The organism is Allomuricauda sp. TY007, assembly GCF_010468565.1.
Lineage (GTDB): Bacteria > Bacteroidota > Bacteroidia > Flavobacteriales > Flavobacteriaceae > Flagellimonas.
The window spans coordinates 125687-141549 of the sequence record NZ_WUEG01000003.1 but is presented as its reverse complement, the minus strand read 5'-3'; the positions used below and the strand labels follow the sequence as shown (position 1 = coordinate 141549).

Here is a 15863-nt window from a genome sequence, read left to right as displayed (position 1 = left end):
ATGAATTGACCATGAAATACGAATGATGAATTACAATTTCCGCGAGATTGAGGCCAAATGGCAAAAGTATTGGGCAGAAAATGAAACTTTTAAGGCATCCAACGATTCCGATAAACCTAAATTTTATGCATTGTCGATGTTCCCTTACCCATCTGGGGCAGGGTTGCACGTAGGACACCCGCTGGGGTACATTGCCACGGACATCTATTCGCGTTACAAAAGGCATAAGGGGTTCAATGTGTTGCACCCCATGGGCTACGATTCCTTTGGGTTGCCTGCGGAGCAGTATGCGATTCAAACAGGGCAGCACCCTGCGATCACTACGGAAAACAACATCAACAGATACCGTGAGCAGTTAGATCAGCTCGGTTTTTCTTTTGATTGGAGCCGCGAAGTGCGTACCTCCAACCCTCAATATTATAAATGGACACAATGGATTTTTATCCAATTGTTCAATGCGTGGTACAACAAGAAATCCGACAAAGCGGAAAACATTTCCAGTTTGATTTCCATTTTTGAAAAAGAAGGAAATGCCAATGTCGAAGCAACTTGTGATGATGATACCCCAAGCTTTGATGCAGCAACTTGGAATGGCTATTCCGATAAGGAAAAGCAAGAAATTCTATTGAAATATAGATTGACCTATTTGGCCGATACCGAAGTCAACTGGTGTCCTGCCTTGGGAACCGTTTTGGCCAACGATGAAATTGTAAATGGTGTTTCAGAGCGTGGCGGTCATCCCGTGGTTCGTAAAAAAATGACGCAATGGAGTATGCGCATTACCGCGTATGCCCAGCGTTTGTTGGACGGTTTGGACAAAATTGATTGGCCACAACCTTTAAAGGATTCCCAAACCAACTGGATTGGTCGTTCCGTTGGGGCTTCGGTTACTTTTAATGTCCTCCCCCCAACCCCCTCCAGCGGAGGGGGAGCCAGTGCAAGATTGACAGGCGATTCGTCAATGATTGGAATTTTGTTGGATCGGGCTAAAGAAATGCGAAAGAACCCAACGCCTGCCGAGGACAAATTGTGGCAAGCATTGAGAAGAAAAAATCTTGATGTCAAGTTTAGAAGGCAGCATCCGGTTTACAAGTATATCGTTGATTTCATATGTCTTGAGAAAAAGCTGATTATTGAAGTTGATGGAAAAATCCACGACTACCAGTTGGATAAAGATGCTCAACGGACATTGGAATTGGAACAGAAAAAAGGGTTTACGGTTATCCGTTTCACCAATGAAGAGGTTATCTCAAATCTAGAAAACGTCATAAAAAAGATAGAAGACGTTTTAGACTCCCTCTCCACAGGGGAGGGCTGGGGAGGGGATAATCACCCATATCAAATAGAAGTCTTCACCACCCGACCTGACACCATTTTCGGAGTTAGTTTTATGACCTTGGCCCCAGAGCACGAGTTGGTGGCCAAAATCACTACGCCAGAACAAAAAGCTGAGGTGGATGCTTATGTGGAAGCCACGGCAAAACGTTCCGAGCGTGACCGTATGGCCGATGTAAAAACCATTTCGGGGGTGTTTACTGGAGCTTATGCAGAGCATCCGTTCACCAAAGAGCCCATTCCCATCTGGATTGGCGACTACGTGTTGGCCAGTTATGGAACGGGAGCGGTTATGGCAGTGCCCTGTGGTGACCAGCGTGATCATGACTTTGCAACACACTATCAAATACCTATTCCAAATATCTTTGAAGGGGTCGATGTTTCCGAAGAGGCATTTGCCGATAAAGAAACTACGGTTATTGCCAATTCCGACTTTTTGAATGGTCTTCCTTATAAAGATGCCATGAAGAAAATCATTGCTGAATTGGAAAGAATCGGGCACGGCGAAGGCAAAGTCAACTACCGACTACGTGATGCCGTATTTAGCCGTCAGCGGTATTGGGGAGAACCCTTCCCCGTGTATTATGTGGATGGCATGCCGCAGATGATCGATGTGGAGCATTTGCCCTTGCAATTGCCCGAAGTTGAAAAATACCTCCCTACCGAAACAGGCGAGCCACCATTGGGCAACGCTACGGAATGGGCCTGGAATACCGATAAAAATGAAGTCGTTTCCAATGATTTGATTGATCACAAGACCATTTTTCCTTTGGAATTGAACACGATGCCAGGTTGGGCGGGAAGTTCCCAATACTTTAATAGGTATATGGATCCACGGAACGATGACGCTATTTTCTCTCCCGAGGCCATCAACTATTGGCAAGATGTGGACTTATATATCGGAGGTAGCGAGCACGCTACGGGCCACTTGTTGTACTCCCGTTTTTGGCAGAAGTTTATGTTTGATATGGGGTATGTGCCCAAAGATGAATTTGCCCAAAAGCTGATTAATCAAGGAATGATTACCGGGACGAGTGCTTTCGTGTATCGGGAGCTGGATTCCAATAAGTTGTACTCGAAAGGTTTGATTGATGGTAAGAATGTTGTTCCTATCCACGCCGATGTTTCTTTGGTGAACGCATCGGATGAACTGGATGTTGAGGCATTTAAAGAATGGCAACCGGAATATAAAGATGCTGAATTCATACTAGAAGATGGAAAATACATTGTGGGCCGTGAAGTGGAAAAAATGTCCAAATCCAAATACAATGTCGTTAACCCGGATGCCATTTGTGAGGAGTACGGGGCGGATTCCCTTCGTTTGTACGAAATGTTCTTGGGGCCTTTGGAGCAATCCAAACCTTGGAATACGGCAGGTATTACCGGAGTACATTCCTTCCTTAAAAAATTATGGAAGCTCTATTCCCCTTTCATAGATGGGTCGCTGAGCGGAGCCGAAGCGGAACCCACCGCCGAAAACTTGAAAACTTTGCACAAGACCATCAAAAAAGTGGAAGAGGATATCGAGAACTTCTCGTTCAACACTTCCGTTTCCACTTTTATGATCTGTGTCAACGAGTTGACATCACAAAAATGTACTAGCAAAGCTATTTTGGAACCACTTGCTATTTTGGTATCACCTTATGCACCTCACATTGCTGAAGAGCTTTGGAGTCGTTTAGGTAATGCAGCTTCTATTGCCGAAGCACCGTTCCCTAAGTTTGAGGAAAAGTACTTGGTGGAGAGCAGCAAGGAATATCCTATTTCCTTTAACGGAAAAATGCGCTTCAAGATGGAGTTGCCGTTGGATATGGGCAAGGATGAAATCGAGGCCGCTGTAATGGCCCACGAAAAAACAAAAGAGCAATTACAGGGTCGTTCCCCTAAAAAGGTAATCGTAGTGCCCGGAAAGATTGTGAATATTGTAGGTTAATCGTAAAACTGGATTATTAGCCGAAAATTTTTAACAAAAACATATAATAGCCCTAAAAAAGCATGCCGACCGGCATGCTTTTTTATTTTAAACAAGTTCAACCCCTAAAATTATAGGGTATAATAATTATTTATAGGTTTTATACCTATATACCCCTATAGATTAAGGGGTATAAATGTTAAAAAACGTTTATTTTGACCTTTACCCCCTGTTTTTTATCGAATTTTTATGTTTTAATCTAATTTTTTTATTCAACTTTGACCCCAGTAACCAAAAAACACCATAGTTATGACTGTTGGTATACCTAAAGAAATCAAAAACAACGAGAGCCGGGTAGGCATGACGCCAGCCGGAGTATTTGAATTGGTAAAAAACAACCACACCGTATATGTGCAATCCGGCGCAGGTGAGGGAAGTGGTTTTTTTAATCAGGATTACCAACAGGCCGGGGCTACTATTTTGGATACGATTGGCCAGGTATATGCCATGAGCGACATGATCGTTAAGGTGAAGGAGCCCATTGCCGAGGAATATAATTTGATTCAAGAAGGACAAATTGTCTTCACCTATTTTCATTTTGCTTCCAGTGAGGCGTTGACCAGGGCCATGATCAAAAGCAAGTCCATTTGTATTGCTTATGAAACCGTGGAAGACGAAGACGGTACTTTGCCATTATTAACACCAATGTCCGAAGTTGCGGGTAGAATGGCCATTCAGCAGGGAGCCAAATATTTGGAAAAACCAGTAAAAGGCAAAGGTGTGCTTTTGGGAGGGGTGCCCGGAGTGTCCCCAGGACGGGTTTTGGTCCTTGGGGCTGGAACCGTAGGCATTCAGGCTGCTAAAATGGCAGCAGGATTGGGTGCCCAAGTAACCATTTTGGATGTGAACATGAAACGTCTCAGATATGTGAACGACATTATGCCAAGCCATGTGGTGACCGGATTTTCGAACGAGTTCAATATCAGAAAACATATAAAAACAAACGATTTAATTATCGGTGGTGTCCTTTTAAAAGGAGCCAAGGCCCCTAACTTGATTACTAGGGACATGCTCAAGGATATGCATCCAGGAACCGTTATTGTAGATGTAGCGGTAGATCAAGGCGGATGCGTGGAAACCACCAAGCCAACAACCCATGAGGACCCCATTTATATTATAGATGACGTGGTCCATTACTGTGTAGCCAATATGCCAGGGGCAGTGCCTTATACTTCTACTGTTGCCTTGACGAATGTAACACTGCCCTATGTGCTAAAATTGGCCAATATGGGATGGCGAAGTGCCTGCAAGTTGGATAGATCCTTGGAAAAAGGATTGAATATTGTTGAAGGGGAGATCGTTTACAACGAAATTGCCGAAACTTTTAAGCTGGAGCCAGTACTAGCTTAATAAACTAACATTTTGACAGTAAAAGAGCCCTGCCATAATTTGGCGGGGTTTTTGCTTTTATATGGTATATTTATACTGATATAAAAGATTTAAGACTATGATGACATATTATATATTGATCGGTGGAATTGCCCTGGTCAGCTGGTTGGTGAGCAGCCGCTTGAAGAGCAAGTTCAAAAAATATTCAAAGGTTCATTTACGAAATGGCATGAGCGGGGCAGAAATTGCCCAGAAAATGCTTGATGATCACGGAATCCGAGATGTAAAGGTAATTTCCACTCCCGGTATGCTTACGGACCACTACAACCCTAAAAACAAAACGGTCAACCTTAGTGAAGGCGTCTACAATCAGCGCAATGCTTCTGCCGCTGCGGTGGCTGCACACGAATGCGGACATGCGGTGCAACACGCACAAGCGTATGAATGGTTGACCATGCGTTCCAAATTGGTTCCTATGGTAAGTGTTACCTCTGGAATGTCCACTTGGGTGGTTTTTGGAGGTATTATGTTGATGGCTGCAACAGGTGTCGCCGGCGGTATCGGTTTTTATATCGCGGTAGCTGGTCTTATTATGATGGGCTTCGCGACCTTGTTCAGTTTTATAACCCTGCCCGTGGAGTACGATGCCAGCAAAAGGGCATTGGTTTGGTTAAAGCAGAAGAATATGGTAAGCCAAGAAGAATATTCAGGTGCAGAAGATGCCCTGAAATGGGCTGCAAGGACTTATGTGGTTGCTGCTTTAGGTGCGCTAGCGTCTTTGATGTACTGGGCTGTTCAGGTGTTCGGGGGAAGAGATTAAGGATAGTTGTAAAGCTATTCAATAAAAAAGGGGCCAAGCGGCCCCTTTTTCTATTTCATATTTGATGGATTACTCAATCCAATTGGCGACTTGGTTATCGATCATTTGGAGACCTACACCTTCTGTGCCGGTAACTTCTATCATGTCCAAGATATCCCTAACGGTGTTCTCTTCTTCAATTTGTTCCATTACAAACCAATCCAAGAAACGTTCAGTGGCAATATCACCAGCTTCACGGGCTTTCTTCACAATATTGTGAATGGATTTTGTCACTTTAACCTCGTGTTCCAAGGTAGATTCAAAAACATCTGTAATAGATGAATAATCATGATTAATATTGGTTACCTCAGGTGAAATGGGGTTACCTCCCGTATCAACCAAAAAGTTGAAAATCTTCATCATATGCTCCCGTTCCTCTTCGGCCTGTTTAAAGAAAAACTTGGCGCTGGTAAAAAAACCGTTCTGTTCGCACCAAGAGGCCATGGCCAAATAAGTGGCAGAGGCATGGGCTTCCATTTTTATTTGTCCGTTGAGCAAATCCATGGATTCCACTTTAATGCTCATACTTTGTCTTGCTATATCTTTCATGGTGTAAATTTCAAGTATAATTGTTCTATAAAGTTACAGAATTTTATCTGTTTAAAAAGAGTTAACTCTTTATTTAAAAGAGAACTAAGACTGGATAAAAATAATAGCGTTACTGACTTAGTACTTCAGTTTTTGCAGAAAGACCTATAGCAACAAAACCATGATCCACAAGGTTTTTAAGGTCCAGTACCTCCAAGGTATTGAGGATAAAAAGATGCTCTTTGTTGCATAGCATAAGAACCTCAAACCCGTGGGCATTCAAATCGCTGTCAAAATGGTTCTCAATTGCAATAGTGTTCACTTTATGGCGAAGTGAAAGTAGTTGGCATAAAGACATGCGAACCAATTTCTGCCCGAAATCTATATAATAACAGCGTTCGTTGGCAGCTTGATACAAGGTGTAATATGTGGATTGAAATATTACATTCATGGGGGCAAATGTAATGTTTATTTAGATTCAATACAAATATCAGATCTGTATTTGACGATCAATTTGCTGGTTTAGGGAAATAAAGGTCTCGGTACGTGAAACACCTTCTATTTGTTGTATTTTTTTGTTGAGCACCTGCATTAAGTGTTCGTTGTCCCTACAGAGCACTTTTATAAGAATGGACCAATTTCCTGTGGTGTAATGGCATTCCAAAACTTCTGGAATTTCTTCTAATTGCCTAACCGCCCTGGGATTTGCCATGGCTTTGTCCAGATAAATTCCAATATAGGCCATGGTGGAGTAGCCCAGTATCTTTGGATTGATAACAAACTTGGAGCCCGCTATAAGACCGGAACTTTCCAGTTTACGTAACCTTTGGTGGATGGCAGCACCTGAAATTCCTATGTTTCTGGCAATTTCGAGGATAGGTTTACGCGCATCCTCCATCAGGTATCTTAGGATTTTTTTATCAATACCGTCAATTTTAACTGAATTGTTATTGTTTTTCACAACAATGATTTTAATTTGAAGTTAAAGGTATTGAAAATCTAACAAAAACTAACTGGCCACCGAATCCGGGTTATAGCCTAAGTAGGGTTTCTCATATTCTTTAAACTGGATTCCTTGCTTCTGAAGCTCAGAAAGGATGGGCTTGTACACTTCTTTGTTGATCGGGATTTGTACTCCCGGGGTTTTAATCTTGCCGTTCAATATTTGTAGTGTGGCCATGGCTACGGGAAGCCCTACGGTTTTGGACATGGCCGTGTATGTCCGGTTTTCACCGATTACTACCATATTGGCATCAATTTGCTTCTTTTCGCCATTTAATTCATAACCAAACTTATGGTACATCACAATCATGTCTTTTTCATCCTCCTTGAGCGTCCAAGTATCTTCTAGAATGTATTGGAGCATTTGGGCGGGAGTGGCATTTTTTAGGGGTATCTTCTTGGAAGGATTGAATATATCCAATTCCAGCAACTTTCCCCACATAATATCGTCTTGGTCAATTTTAAGGTAGTGCCGCATTTTTAGTTCCACCGAATCGGTAGGCGAATAGGGCAAAAATAGATTGACGAATTCTCGGTACGACATTCCTTCGGAATTTTCAATGGTATAGCTGTCATCCGTCATTCCGAGAATCACGAACATTTGCCACGCCTTGGAAAAACCAACTCGCCTCATGGTTCCCCGGAACAGGGTCAAAGCATTTTCTAGCCCATAAGCTTCGCGATACTTTAAGGAATCACGGTTGGCATAAGCCTCAAAGGTGCCGTATCCTTCAATATCCATAAACTCGGTCCTTCTAAAAAGCTTTTGATATGGGATGTATTTGTACGTGCCTTCCTGGATAAATTTCGCGACGCCCCCTTGGCCTGCAAGCACAACATTTCTTGGGTTCCAGGTAAATTTATAGTTCCAGAGATTGGTATCGCTTTCCGGGGCTACCAAACCACCTGCAAAAGATTCAAATAACAACATTTTACCACCGGCATCCCGAATCCGGTCAATAACTTCCATGGCGCTCATGTGGTCAATTCCAGGGTCCAGGCCAATCTCATTCATAAATACAAGGCCTCTCTTTTTCACTTCTTCGTCCAGGGCCCTTAGTTCATCACTTACATAGGAAGCGGTAATAAAATGCTTTTCAAATTCAATACAATCATGGGCAACATTTATGTGCATTCGAGCTGGGAGCATGGACACAACAATGGATGCGTCGGAAACAGCCTTTTTTCTATCCTCCTCGTTAAATATGTCCAAAGGGAAGACTGTACAATTTGGGTGTTTGGTGAATTTATCCGGGATATTTTCTGGATGAAGATCGCCAATCTTGAGATGAATCTTTTCTTCGTTTGATTTTTTAAGGAAATAATCTAGAAGGTATGAGGTTGATTTACCTGCTCCAACAACTAAAATAGTACGGACCATGTGTTTTGTTTACTTTTGGTTTAACTGGACACTAAGGTATTAAAATGTTATATTTATAAAAAAATAGCAAGTTAAAGTTATGAACAGAACAATTTTGTTGGTTGGTACAATCATGGGGCTGTTGGCGATTGTTTTAGGGGCTTTTGGAGCTCATGGATTGGAGAAATTGGTCGATGCAGAAGCCGTTGACACTTTTGAAACCGGTGTTACATATCAAATGTACCATGCCCTTTTTCTTCTCTTTTTGGGGATATGGAATGGGTTGGCCATAAAGCCAAAAAAGATTGTTTTTGTTCTTGTGCTTTTGGGGGTGATACTGTTCTCTTTTTCTATTTACTTATTGGCATTGAACAGCTTAACCGCTTTCGATTTTAAAATTATCGGATTTTTAACACCAATCGGGGGTGTTTTGATGATTTCTGGGTGGTTTTATTTAGGATATAACATTTTAACCCAAAAAGTGCTCGATTAAGCAAGAATTAAAAGGACAAAAAGTTAATATTTTCTAGTTTTGTACCAACATAAAAACTAAACTATGAAGGATTCTGCTTCAGCCACGAAAACGATTTCGTTAAAGCCATACGGGATTAACCATGATAATGTAAACTATCAACTTTCCCCTGAGGAACTCCACCAGATTACCATTGAAAAGGGTATGGGCCGAGAGGCCTCCTCCGGGGCCTTGGCCGTTAACACCGGTGAGTTCACTGGCAGGTCGCCCCTGGACCGTTTTATTGTTAAGGACGAGATTACTTCGGAGAAGGTCTGGTGGGGAAAGATCAACATCCCTTTCGAGAGTGATAAGTTTGATGCACTTTATGATAAGGTCATTGCTTATCTCAACGACAAGGAGCTCTATGTCAGGGACTCCTACGCCTGTGCGGATCCGGACTACAAATTGAACATCCGTGTGATCAATGAATACCCTTGGTCCAATATGTTCGCTTACAATATGTTTTTGCGCCCCACCGAGGAAGAGTTGGAAGATTTTGACCCGGAGTGGACCGTGGTGAACGCGCCCGGCTTTATGGCGGACCCTGATGTGGATGGTACGCGCCAGCACAACTTTGCCATCCTGAACTTCGGCAGAAAGATTGCCCTTATCGGGGGAACGGGCTATACGGGGGAGATCAAGAAAGGGATATTCTCGGCATTGAACTTTATCCTGCCCGTTCACAAAAACACCTTGCCCATGCACTGCTCGGCCAACGTGGGGGAATCGGGCGATACCGCGATTTTCTTCGGATTATCGGGTACGGGAAAGACCACCCTTTCCACCGACCCGAACCGAAAACTGATCGGCGACGACGAACACGGCTGGACGCCCGACAATACCGTGTTCAATTTTGAGGGGGGCTGCTACGCCAAGGTAATCGACCTTTCCAAGGACAAGGAACCGGAGATCTATGAAGCCATCAAGAAAGGAGCCATCTTGGAAAATGTGGTGATGGATGAAAATGGAGTGGTAGATTTTTCGGATACCTCCATTACCCAGAATACGAGGGTAAGCTATCCCATCCATCATATCGATAACATCCAGTGGCCATCCATAGGGAAAAACGTAAAGAACATCTTTTTCCTTACGGCGGATGCCTTTGGGGTATTGCCCCCCATTTCCAAACTGACCCCTGCACAGGCGGCTTACCACTTTATCTCGGGCTATACGGCCAAGGTGGCGGGCACGGAAGCTGGCGTTGTGGAACCACAGCCATCGTTCTCGGCCTGTTTCGGGGCGCCCTTCATGCCCTTGCACCCTGCGAAATATGCCGAGATGTTGAGCAAGAAAATGAAGGAATCAGGGGTGGACGTTTGGTTGGTGAACACCGGATGGACTGGGGGGCCTTATGGAGTAGGCACTAGGATGAAGCTGAAATACACACGGGCCATGATCAGTGCTGCACTCAGTGGTGAACTGGGACTGTACAATTACGAGAAGTACCATATCCACTCGGTGTTCGGCGTGGCCCAGCCCAGGGAGTGCCCGGGAGTGCCAACAAAGGTACTGAGCCCAAGGGCCACATGGAACGATGACGAGGCCTATTACAAAACGGCCTTCAAGCTCACGAACGCCTTTAGGGAGAACTTCAAGAAGTTCGAGGGATATGCCAGCGAGGAAATCCGAAGGGGAGGACCACAGCGATATGCTTTCTAGAAAAGTAAAGCCCCGTCCATGGACGGGGCTTTTTTGTTTTTTAAACCAGTTCGTTTTTATTTGTTTACGCTGGTAATGTACTTCTGCAATGCCATGGTCATGGATGGAGTCTCTGGCGTCGGAGCCTGAATGTCTATTCTAAGACCTGCATTTGTAGCTGCTTTAACGGTACTGTTGCCAAAAACGGCAATCCTAGTATCGTTTTGTTCAAAATCCGGGAAGTTCTTCATCAAGGATTCAATGCCTGAAGGGCTAAAGAAAACCAAAATGTCATAGTACACATTCCTTAGATCCGAAAGGTCACTTATTACTGTTTTGTAGAAGATACCACGAGTCCAATTTACGCCAATCTCATCCAATAGTTCAGGAACACTGGGTTTTAGCGAATCGGAAGATGGCAATAGGAACTTTTCGTCCTTGTACTTTTTGATTAAGGGAGTCAACTCGTTAAAAGTTCTCTTCCCAACATATATCTTTCTTTTTCTGTATACCACATATTTTTGCAAATAGTAGGCTACTGCCTCTGACTGACAAAAATATTTCATGGAATCCGGAACTTTAAAGCGCATTTCATCGGCAATCCTGAAAAAGTGATCCACAGAATTTCTGCTCGTCAGGATGATTGCCGTAAAGTTGTTCAAGTCGATTTTCTGCTGTCTCACATTTTTGGCTTCTACGCCTTCAACATGTATGAAAGGTCTAAAATCTACTTTAACCTTCTCCTTTTCAATTAATCGCGAATAGGGGGAGTTTTCGACTTTGGGTTCTGGTTGGGAAACCAAAATTGTTTTTACTTTCATAAGTTTTCAACCTTTTAAATAGCTTCCAATTAACACCAAGGGCGCAATTTCGAGTGTGCAAAGGTACAAAATAAAATACATAAAATACGGGAACAGTGCTTTTTGATGGTTCTTCAACAGCTTTGCCATGCCAATGCCATTTATTAGGATAATCAGCGTTAAAGCAACGTATATTGTTGTTTTTGAATTTGTTGTGATGTATATCAGCAAAATGTTTGCAATGGCGATTATTATACTGCTGTAATTGAGGTAAGATATTTTACTGAAAATAAGACTGCCGACAAGGTTTAAATTATTAAAAACGAGCCCTACGAACATTTGAAGGGAAAATTTCACCAATTCGAACAACGCCAAAAAACCAAGGATGATTAAATAAACAAGGACTGTTTTTTCATAAGGTATCAGGTCAAAGGCTTTAAGAACAAGAAGAATAAATAAAGAGAGATTAATGAGTTGAAACAAGGTAAGAAGAAGGTGGAACCAATGCGAAAATTGTCCTTTTTTATTGTGAAGTAGAATATACTTGTCATTAAAAGGGAGAATGATAAAGTTCAGAAACTTTTTATGGAATAAAAATTTGCCAAGGGCCAAAACAACCAGACCTACAAACAATGTAATGGTCATCCAATCCAAAGAAGTGATTGTTTTTTCAATGGGCTCCATTATTCTATTTTAATAGGTTTTCCGTTAAGACCGGGAGGAAGGCCGTTTTCTGCAATTCCTATTCTAAAGTACGATGGATTTTCCATAGTGGTCAATGGCAGTTCAAACGTATAAAAAACCGTATCCTTGGATTTTAACAATGCTTGCTGGGGCGAGGTGTTCTTAACCTTTAAGGAGCGCATCTGTTTAACCTGTTTGTGTTTGTTGGAATACGAAATCGTGTATTTTAATTGCTCCAAGGGTACATCAAATGGGTATGGATTGTAAACTTTCAGGGAGTATTCAATGCCTGTTTCCGGTTTTTCCACAATACATTCCAATTTTCGGTACGATTGAAAATCATTGATAAAAATACCATGAAAAACGGCACCATCTAGATGTTCATAGGTTATATCCCCGCTTTTTCTGTATTTGGAAACAAACATGACCTTTTTGCCTCGCATTCGTTCTTCGGAGTCATCAATGGAATATTGGTTTTTTCGATACATGTAAGTGTTTAATGATGAGGCAGGAACACCCGAGTAAAACTCATACATCGAGGAGCGTCTATAGGAGTTTTCAAAAAGTATGGGAACACCACCGGACTTTGATTTAAGCTCGTTCACCCATTCCTTATTGCCATGGGTTTCAAAATACATAGGGAATAACGGATAATATATCATCCATGCCCTGGCATACATCAAAAGCATTAAGCTCACTAAACCGATTCGGTACATCCATTTTCTGCTCTTTGCATTCTCCAAAAGATGGTTAAAAGCTATTACTGCAAGCGGAATTGAGATTACAATAGTCCATTGCGCCTGGACCCTTCGGTTAAAACTGGAGATGAAAAAGAAGATCAATACCCCGTAAACCAAATAAACCAGAGCTTTTGAAAACTTATCCGTTACCTTGAACTTGAAGAGTGAACCATAGATCCAATAAAACAAAAGGCCAATAATTACAATAATGTTCAAAAAGTAGCCCAGGGTAAATTCATCGAATTGGTAGGCTTGGTTGGGGCGTTCGTACAAGTGAAAGGTTATCGAAACAAAGTCGTTTTGATAGAGCCATACAAAATGCGGAATGTAGCAAACCAATGCCAAAACCACTGCTAACCATGCTTTTTTGTTGAAAATGAGTTTATAGTTGGACAGAAACACGAAAAAAATCACCAACACCGCATGGTACTTGCTGTACATAAGAGCTGCCATTACCAATCCCAAATACATAGTGGTCGCTATGCCTTCATCCCTTAAGAAACGTTTATATAACCATAAAAACAGGGCTGTAAAAAATAAAAGCGATGTATCAGGAAGTGTCAAAAAACCATAGGCGTTCATCAAGGTGAAAGAGAACACCAAGAGGAAGAAATGTACCACGTAATCCTTTTTCTTCGGATTATCAATCAATAACCAAAGTAGCATATATGTTCCTGCGGATAGTACGCAGCTCATAAACCTTACCCCTAGCTCACCATCAAAAAACAAACTGCTGATCTTGATCAAAAAGGCAACCATGGACGGATGGTCAAAATACCCCCAGGCCATGTTTTGTGCGTAGTACCAATAGTAGGCCTCATCGTAAATAAGCTCGGTAAAAGATGCTTGTAAAAGGTTAAGTGCAAAAAGAACCGCTAAGAGAATAAAAAAAAGTCTGGGAAACTTTTGAGACATCAAAATGGATTTTAAAATGGCAAAGTTACAAATATTGGGCAAGTGCCAACCCGCCTTACTAACACGAACTTGTGTAGGCAAGCTAGAAAACCGTATTTTTGACATTCTAATCTATTGCGAATGGCAGACGGCTTGGTCATTATACCCACATTCAATGAAATTGAAAACATTGAGGCCATTGTTAAGGCGGTTTTCGACCTAAAAAAGGATTTCCATGTGTTGGTGGTAGATGATAACTCTCCCGATGGCACTGCGGATTGCGTTAGAAACTTGCAAAAAGAATTTCCGGAACAACTCTTTTTGGAGGTTCGAAAGGAAAAATCGGGCTTGGGTACGGCATACATCCATGGTTTTAAATGGGCCTTAAAAAATGGCTACGATTACATTTTTGAGATGGATGCGGATTTTTCGCACCGGCCTGCCGACCTTTCCAGATTGCATCGGGCATGTCTCAATGGAGCTGATGTTGCAGTCGGCTCGCGTTATAAAAAAGGGGTAAATGTGGTCAACTGGCCATTGGCCAGGATTTTGTTGTCTTACGGAGCATCGTTTTATGTAAAGCTGATTACGGGAATGAAGGTGCACGACCCTACGGCTGGGTTTGTCTGCTACAAAAGAAAGGTGTTGGAAACCATTAATTTGGATAAGGTGCGCTTTATTGGTTATGCGTTTCAGATTGAAATGAAATACAGGGCCTATCTCAAGAAATTCAAGATAGAGGAAGTTTCGATTATTTTTACCGATAGGGTAAATGGAAAATCAAAAATGAACTCTGCCATTATTAGGGAAGCCATTTTTGGAGTGATAGCCATGAAGTTTAGGAGTATATTTTTTAAAAAGAGCTTTTAGTTATGTCAAAAATACTGTTGAAGAATGCCAAAGTTGTCAATGAGAACAGCATTTTTGAATCCGATGTGCTGTTGGAAGGCGACTTTATTGATCGAATAGATGCTGATATTTCCGATGCCCATGCCAAGGTAATTGATTTGGAAGGGGATCTTTTGTTACCAGGCATTATTGACGACCAGGTACATTTTAGGGAGCCCGGCCTTACCCACAAAGGAACTATTGCAACCGAAAGTAGAGCCGCAATAGCTGGTGGTATCACCACTTTTATGGAGCAGCCCAATACCAATCCACAGACAACCACCATTAAGAAATTGGAGGAAAAATTCGCTATTGCCGCCAAGGATTCTTCGGCAAACTATTCTTTCCTTTTTGGAGGGACCAACGATAATTTGGAAGAACTGAAACGATTGGATAAAAATGCTTGCTCTGGGGTTAAGTTGTTCTTGGGTTCTTCCACAGGAAATATGTTGGTGGACGATGAGAAAGTCTTGGAACAGATTTTCAGGAATACCGAAATGGTAATTTCTGCCCATTGTGAGGACGAAGGCACTATCAGAGCCAATTTGGCCAAGTATAAGGAACAATACGGGGATAATATTCCTATAGAAATGCACCCCATTATCCGAAGTGCGGAAGCTTGCTACCTATCCTCATCAAAAGCTATTGCACTTGCCAAGAAAACAGGAGCAAGATTACATGTTTTTCATGTGTCCACAGGTATTGAAACTGATTTGTTCACGAATCAAATTCCGTTGGAAGAAAAGAAAATCACTGCTGAGGTCTGTATTCATCATCTTTGGTTTTCCGATGAGGATTACGCTAAAAAAGGAACCTTGATCAAATGGAACCCTGCAGTAAAGACCAAAAATGATAGGGACAAACTTTGGGAAGCCCTGTTGGACGACCGTATAGATGTGGTTGCCACCGACCATGCACCGCATACGCTCGAAGAAAAAGACAATCCATACACCAGCGCACCTTCTGGGGGACCTTTAGTGCAGCACGCACTCTTGGCCATGCTCCAAAAAGAAAAAGAAGGTGTAATAAGTTTGGAGAAAATAGTGGAAAAAATGTGTCACAACCCTTCAAAGTTGTTTGATATTGACCGGCGTGGATTTATACGAGAAGGCTATTATGCAGACTTGGTTCAGGTCAACCGAAATTCCAAAAATGAGGTTAAAAAAGATAATCTTTTCTATAAATGTGAATGGTCTCCCTTTGAAGGTGTTACTTTTGATTCCGAAGTAAAGCGAACTTTTGTGAATGGTTTATTGGCCTATGAAAATGGTACATTCAGTTCCAAAAAGAATGCAAAACGGCTTACATTTAATCGTTAGA

Annotated in this window: 14 protein-coding genes; 7 read left to right on the top strand and 7 right to left on the bottom strand. The window is 42.1% G+C overall.

Annotated elements, in window-relative coordinates; translation table 11 throughout:
* Positions 1-25: 25 nt before the first annotated feature.
* The 3 genes from leuS (at position 26) to GO009_RS03995 (ending at position 5456) form a co-directional block, all read left to right on the top strand.
* The gene (gene leuS, locus GO009_RS04005) at positions 26-3268 is read left to right on the top strand and encodes a leucine--tRNA ligase (RefSeq protein ID WP_163625080.1); all 3243 of its coding nucleotides are present in this window, start codon (positions 26-28) and stop codon (positions 3266-3268) included.
* 288 nt (positions 3269-3556) lie between these two features.
* Positions 3557-4657: an alanine dehydrogenase gene (gene ald / locus GO009_RS04000; protein WP_163624927.1), complete on the top strand. Its 1101-nt coding sequence runs from the start codon at positions 3557-3559 to the stop codon at positions 4655-4657.
* Between the two features lie 97 nt (positions 4658-4754).
* Entirely contained in the window at positions 4755-5456 is a 702-nt protein-coding gene (locus GO009_RS03995) for a zinc metallopeptidase (protein ID WP_163624926.1), read from the top strand.
* Positions 5457-5525: 69 nt separating this feature from the next.
* Here GO009_RS03995 and GO009_RS03990 read toward each other — a convergent pair whose 3' ends face one another.
* The 4 genes from GO009_RS03990 to GO009_RS03975 form a co-directional block, all read right to left on the bottom strand.
* Complete coding sequence (locus tag GO009_RS03990; protein WP_163624925.1) at positions 5526-6044, bottom strand: ferritin; 519 nt, start codon at positions 6042-6044, stop codon at positions 5526-5528.
* A 109-nt stretch (positions 6045-6153) separates the two neighbouring features.
* Entirely contained in the window at positions 6154-6474 is a 321-nt protein-coding gene (locus GO009_RS03985) for a hypothetical protein (protein ID WP_163624924.1), read from the bottom strand.
* Positions 6475-6513: 39 nt separating this feature from the next.
* A complete protein-coding gene (locus GO009_RS03980; RefSeq protein ID WP_163624923.1) occupies positions 6514-6984 on the bottom strand; it encodes an Lrp/AsnC ligand binding domain-containing protein in 471 nt (156 codons plus the stop codon).
* Positions 6985-7032: 48 nt separating this feature from the next.
* Positions 7033-8406 (bottom strand): saccharopine dehydrogenase family protein, encoded by a 1374-nt coding sequence (locus tag GO009_RS03975; protein ID WP_163624922.1) that lies wholly within the window; start codon positions 8404-8406, stop codon positions 7033-7035.
* Positions 8407-8485: 79 nt separating this feature from the next.
* Here GO009_RS03975 and GO009_RS03970 point away from each other — a divergent pair, with 79 nt between their 5' ends.
* Together GO009_RS03970 and pckA are read left to right on the top strand one after the other, a co-directional pair.
* A complete protein-coding gene (locus tag GO009_RS03970; protein ID WP_163624921.1) occupies positions 8486-8878 on the top strand; it encodes a DUF423 domain-containing protein in 393 nt (130 codons plus the stop codon).
* Between the two features lie 63 nt (positions 8879-8941).
* Positions 8942-10558 carry a phosphoenolpyruvate carboxykinase (ATP) gene (pckA, locus tag GO009_RS03965; RefSeq protein ID WP_163624920.1) on the top strand — a complete coding sequence of 539 codons (1617 nt, stop codon included), beginning with the start codon at positions 8942-8944 and terminating at the stop codon, positions 10556-10558.
* Positions 10559-10614: 56 nt separating this feature from the next.
* Here the strand turns inward: pckA and GO009_RS03960 are convergent, their stop codons facing one another.
* From GO009_RS03960 to GO009_RS03950, 3 genes are read right to left on the bottom strand one after another with little or no spacing between them, the layout of a single operon-like run.
* Positions 10615-11358 carry a uroporphyrinogen-III synthase gene (locus GO009_RS03960; protein WP_163624919.1) on the bottom strand — a complete coding sequence of 248 codons (744 nt, stop codon included), beginning with the start codon at positions 11356-11358 and terminating at the stop codon, positions 10615-10617.
* 6 nt (positions 11359-11364) lie between these two features.
* Positions 11365-11982, bottom strand: coding sequence for a DUF4271 domain-containing protein (locus GO009_RS03955; RefSeq protein WP_239057386.1), 618 nt, complete (start codon positions 11980-11982; stop codon positions 11365-11367).
* A 38-nt stretch (positions 11983-12020) separates the two neighbouring features.
* A complete protein-coding gene (locus GO009_RS03950) occupies positions 12021-13757 on the bottom strand; it encodes a glycosyltransferase family 39 protein (RefSeq protein WP_239057378.1) in 1737 nt (578 codons plus the stop codon).
* A gap of 39 nt (positions 13758-13796) precedes the next feature.
* Here GO009_RS03950 and GO009_RS03945 point away from each other — a divergent pair, with 39 nt between their 5' ends.
* The gene (locus tag GO009_RS03945) at positions 13797-14525 is read left to right on the top strand and encodes a polyprenol monophosphomannose synthase (RefSeq protein WP_163624917.1); all 729 of its coding nucleotides are present in this window, start codon (positions 13797-13799) and stop codon (positions 14523-14525) included.
* Positions 14526-14527: 2 nt separating this feature from the next.
* The gene (locus tag GO009_RS03940; protein WP_163624916.1) at positions 14528-15862 is read left to right on the top strand and encodes a dihydroorotase; all 1335 of its coding nucleotides are present in this window, start codon (positions 14528-14530) and stop codon (positions 15860-15862) included.
* Position 15863 lies beyond the last annotated feature (1 nt).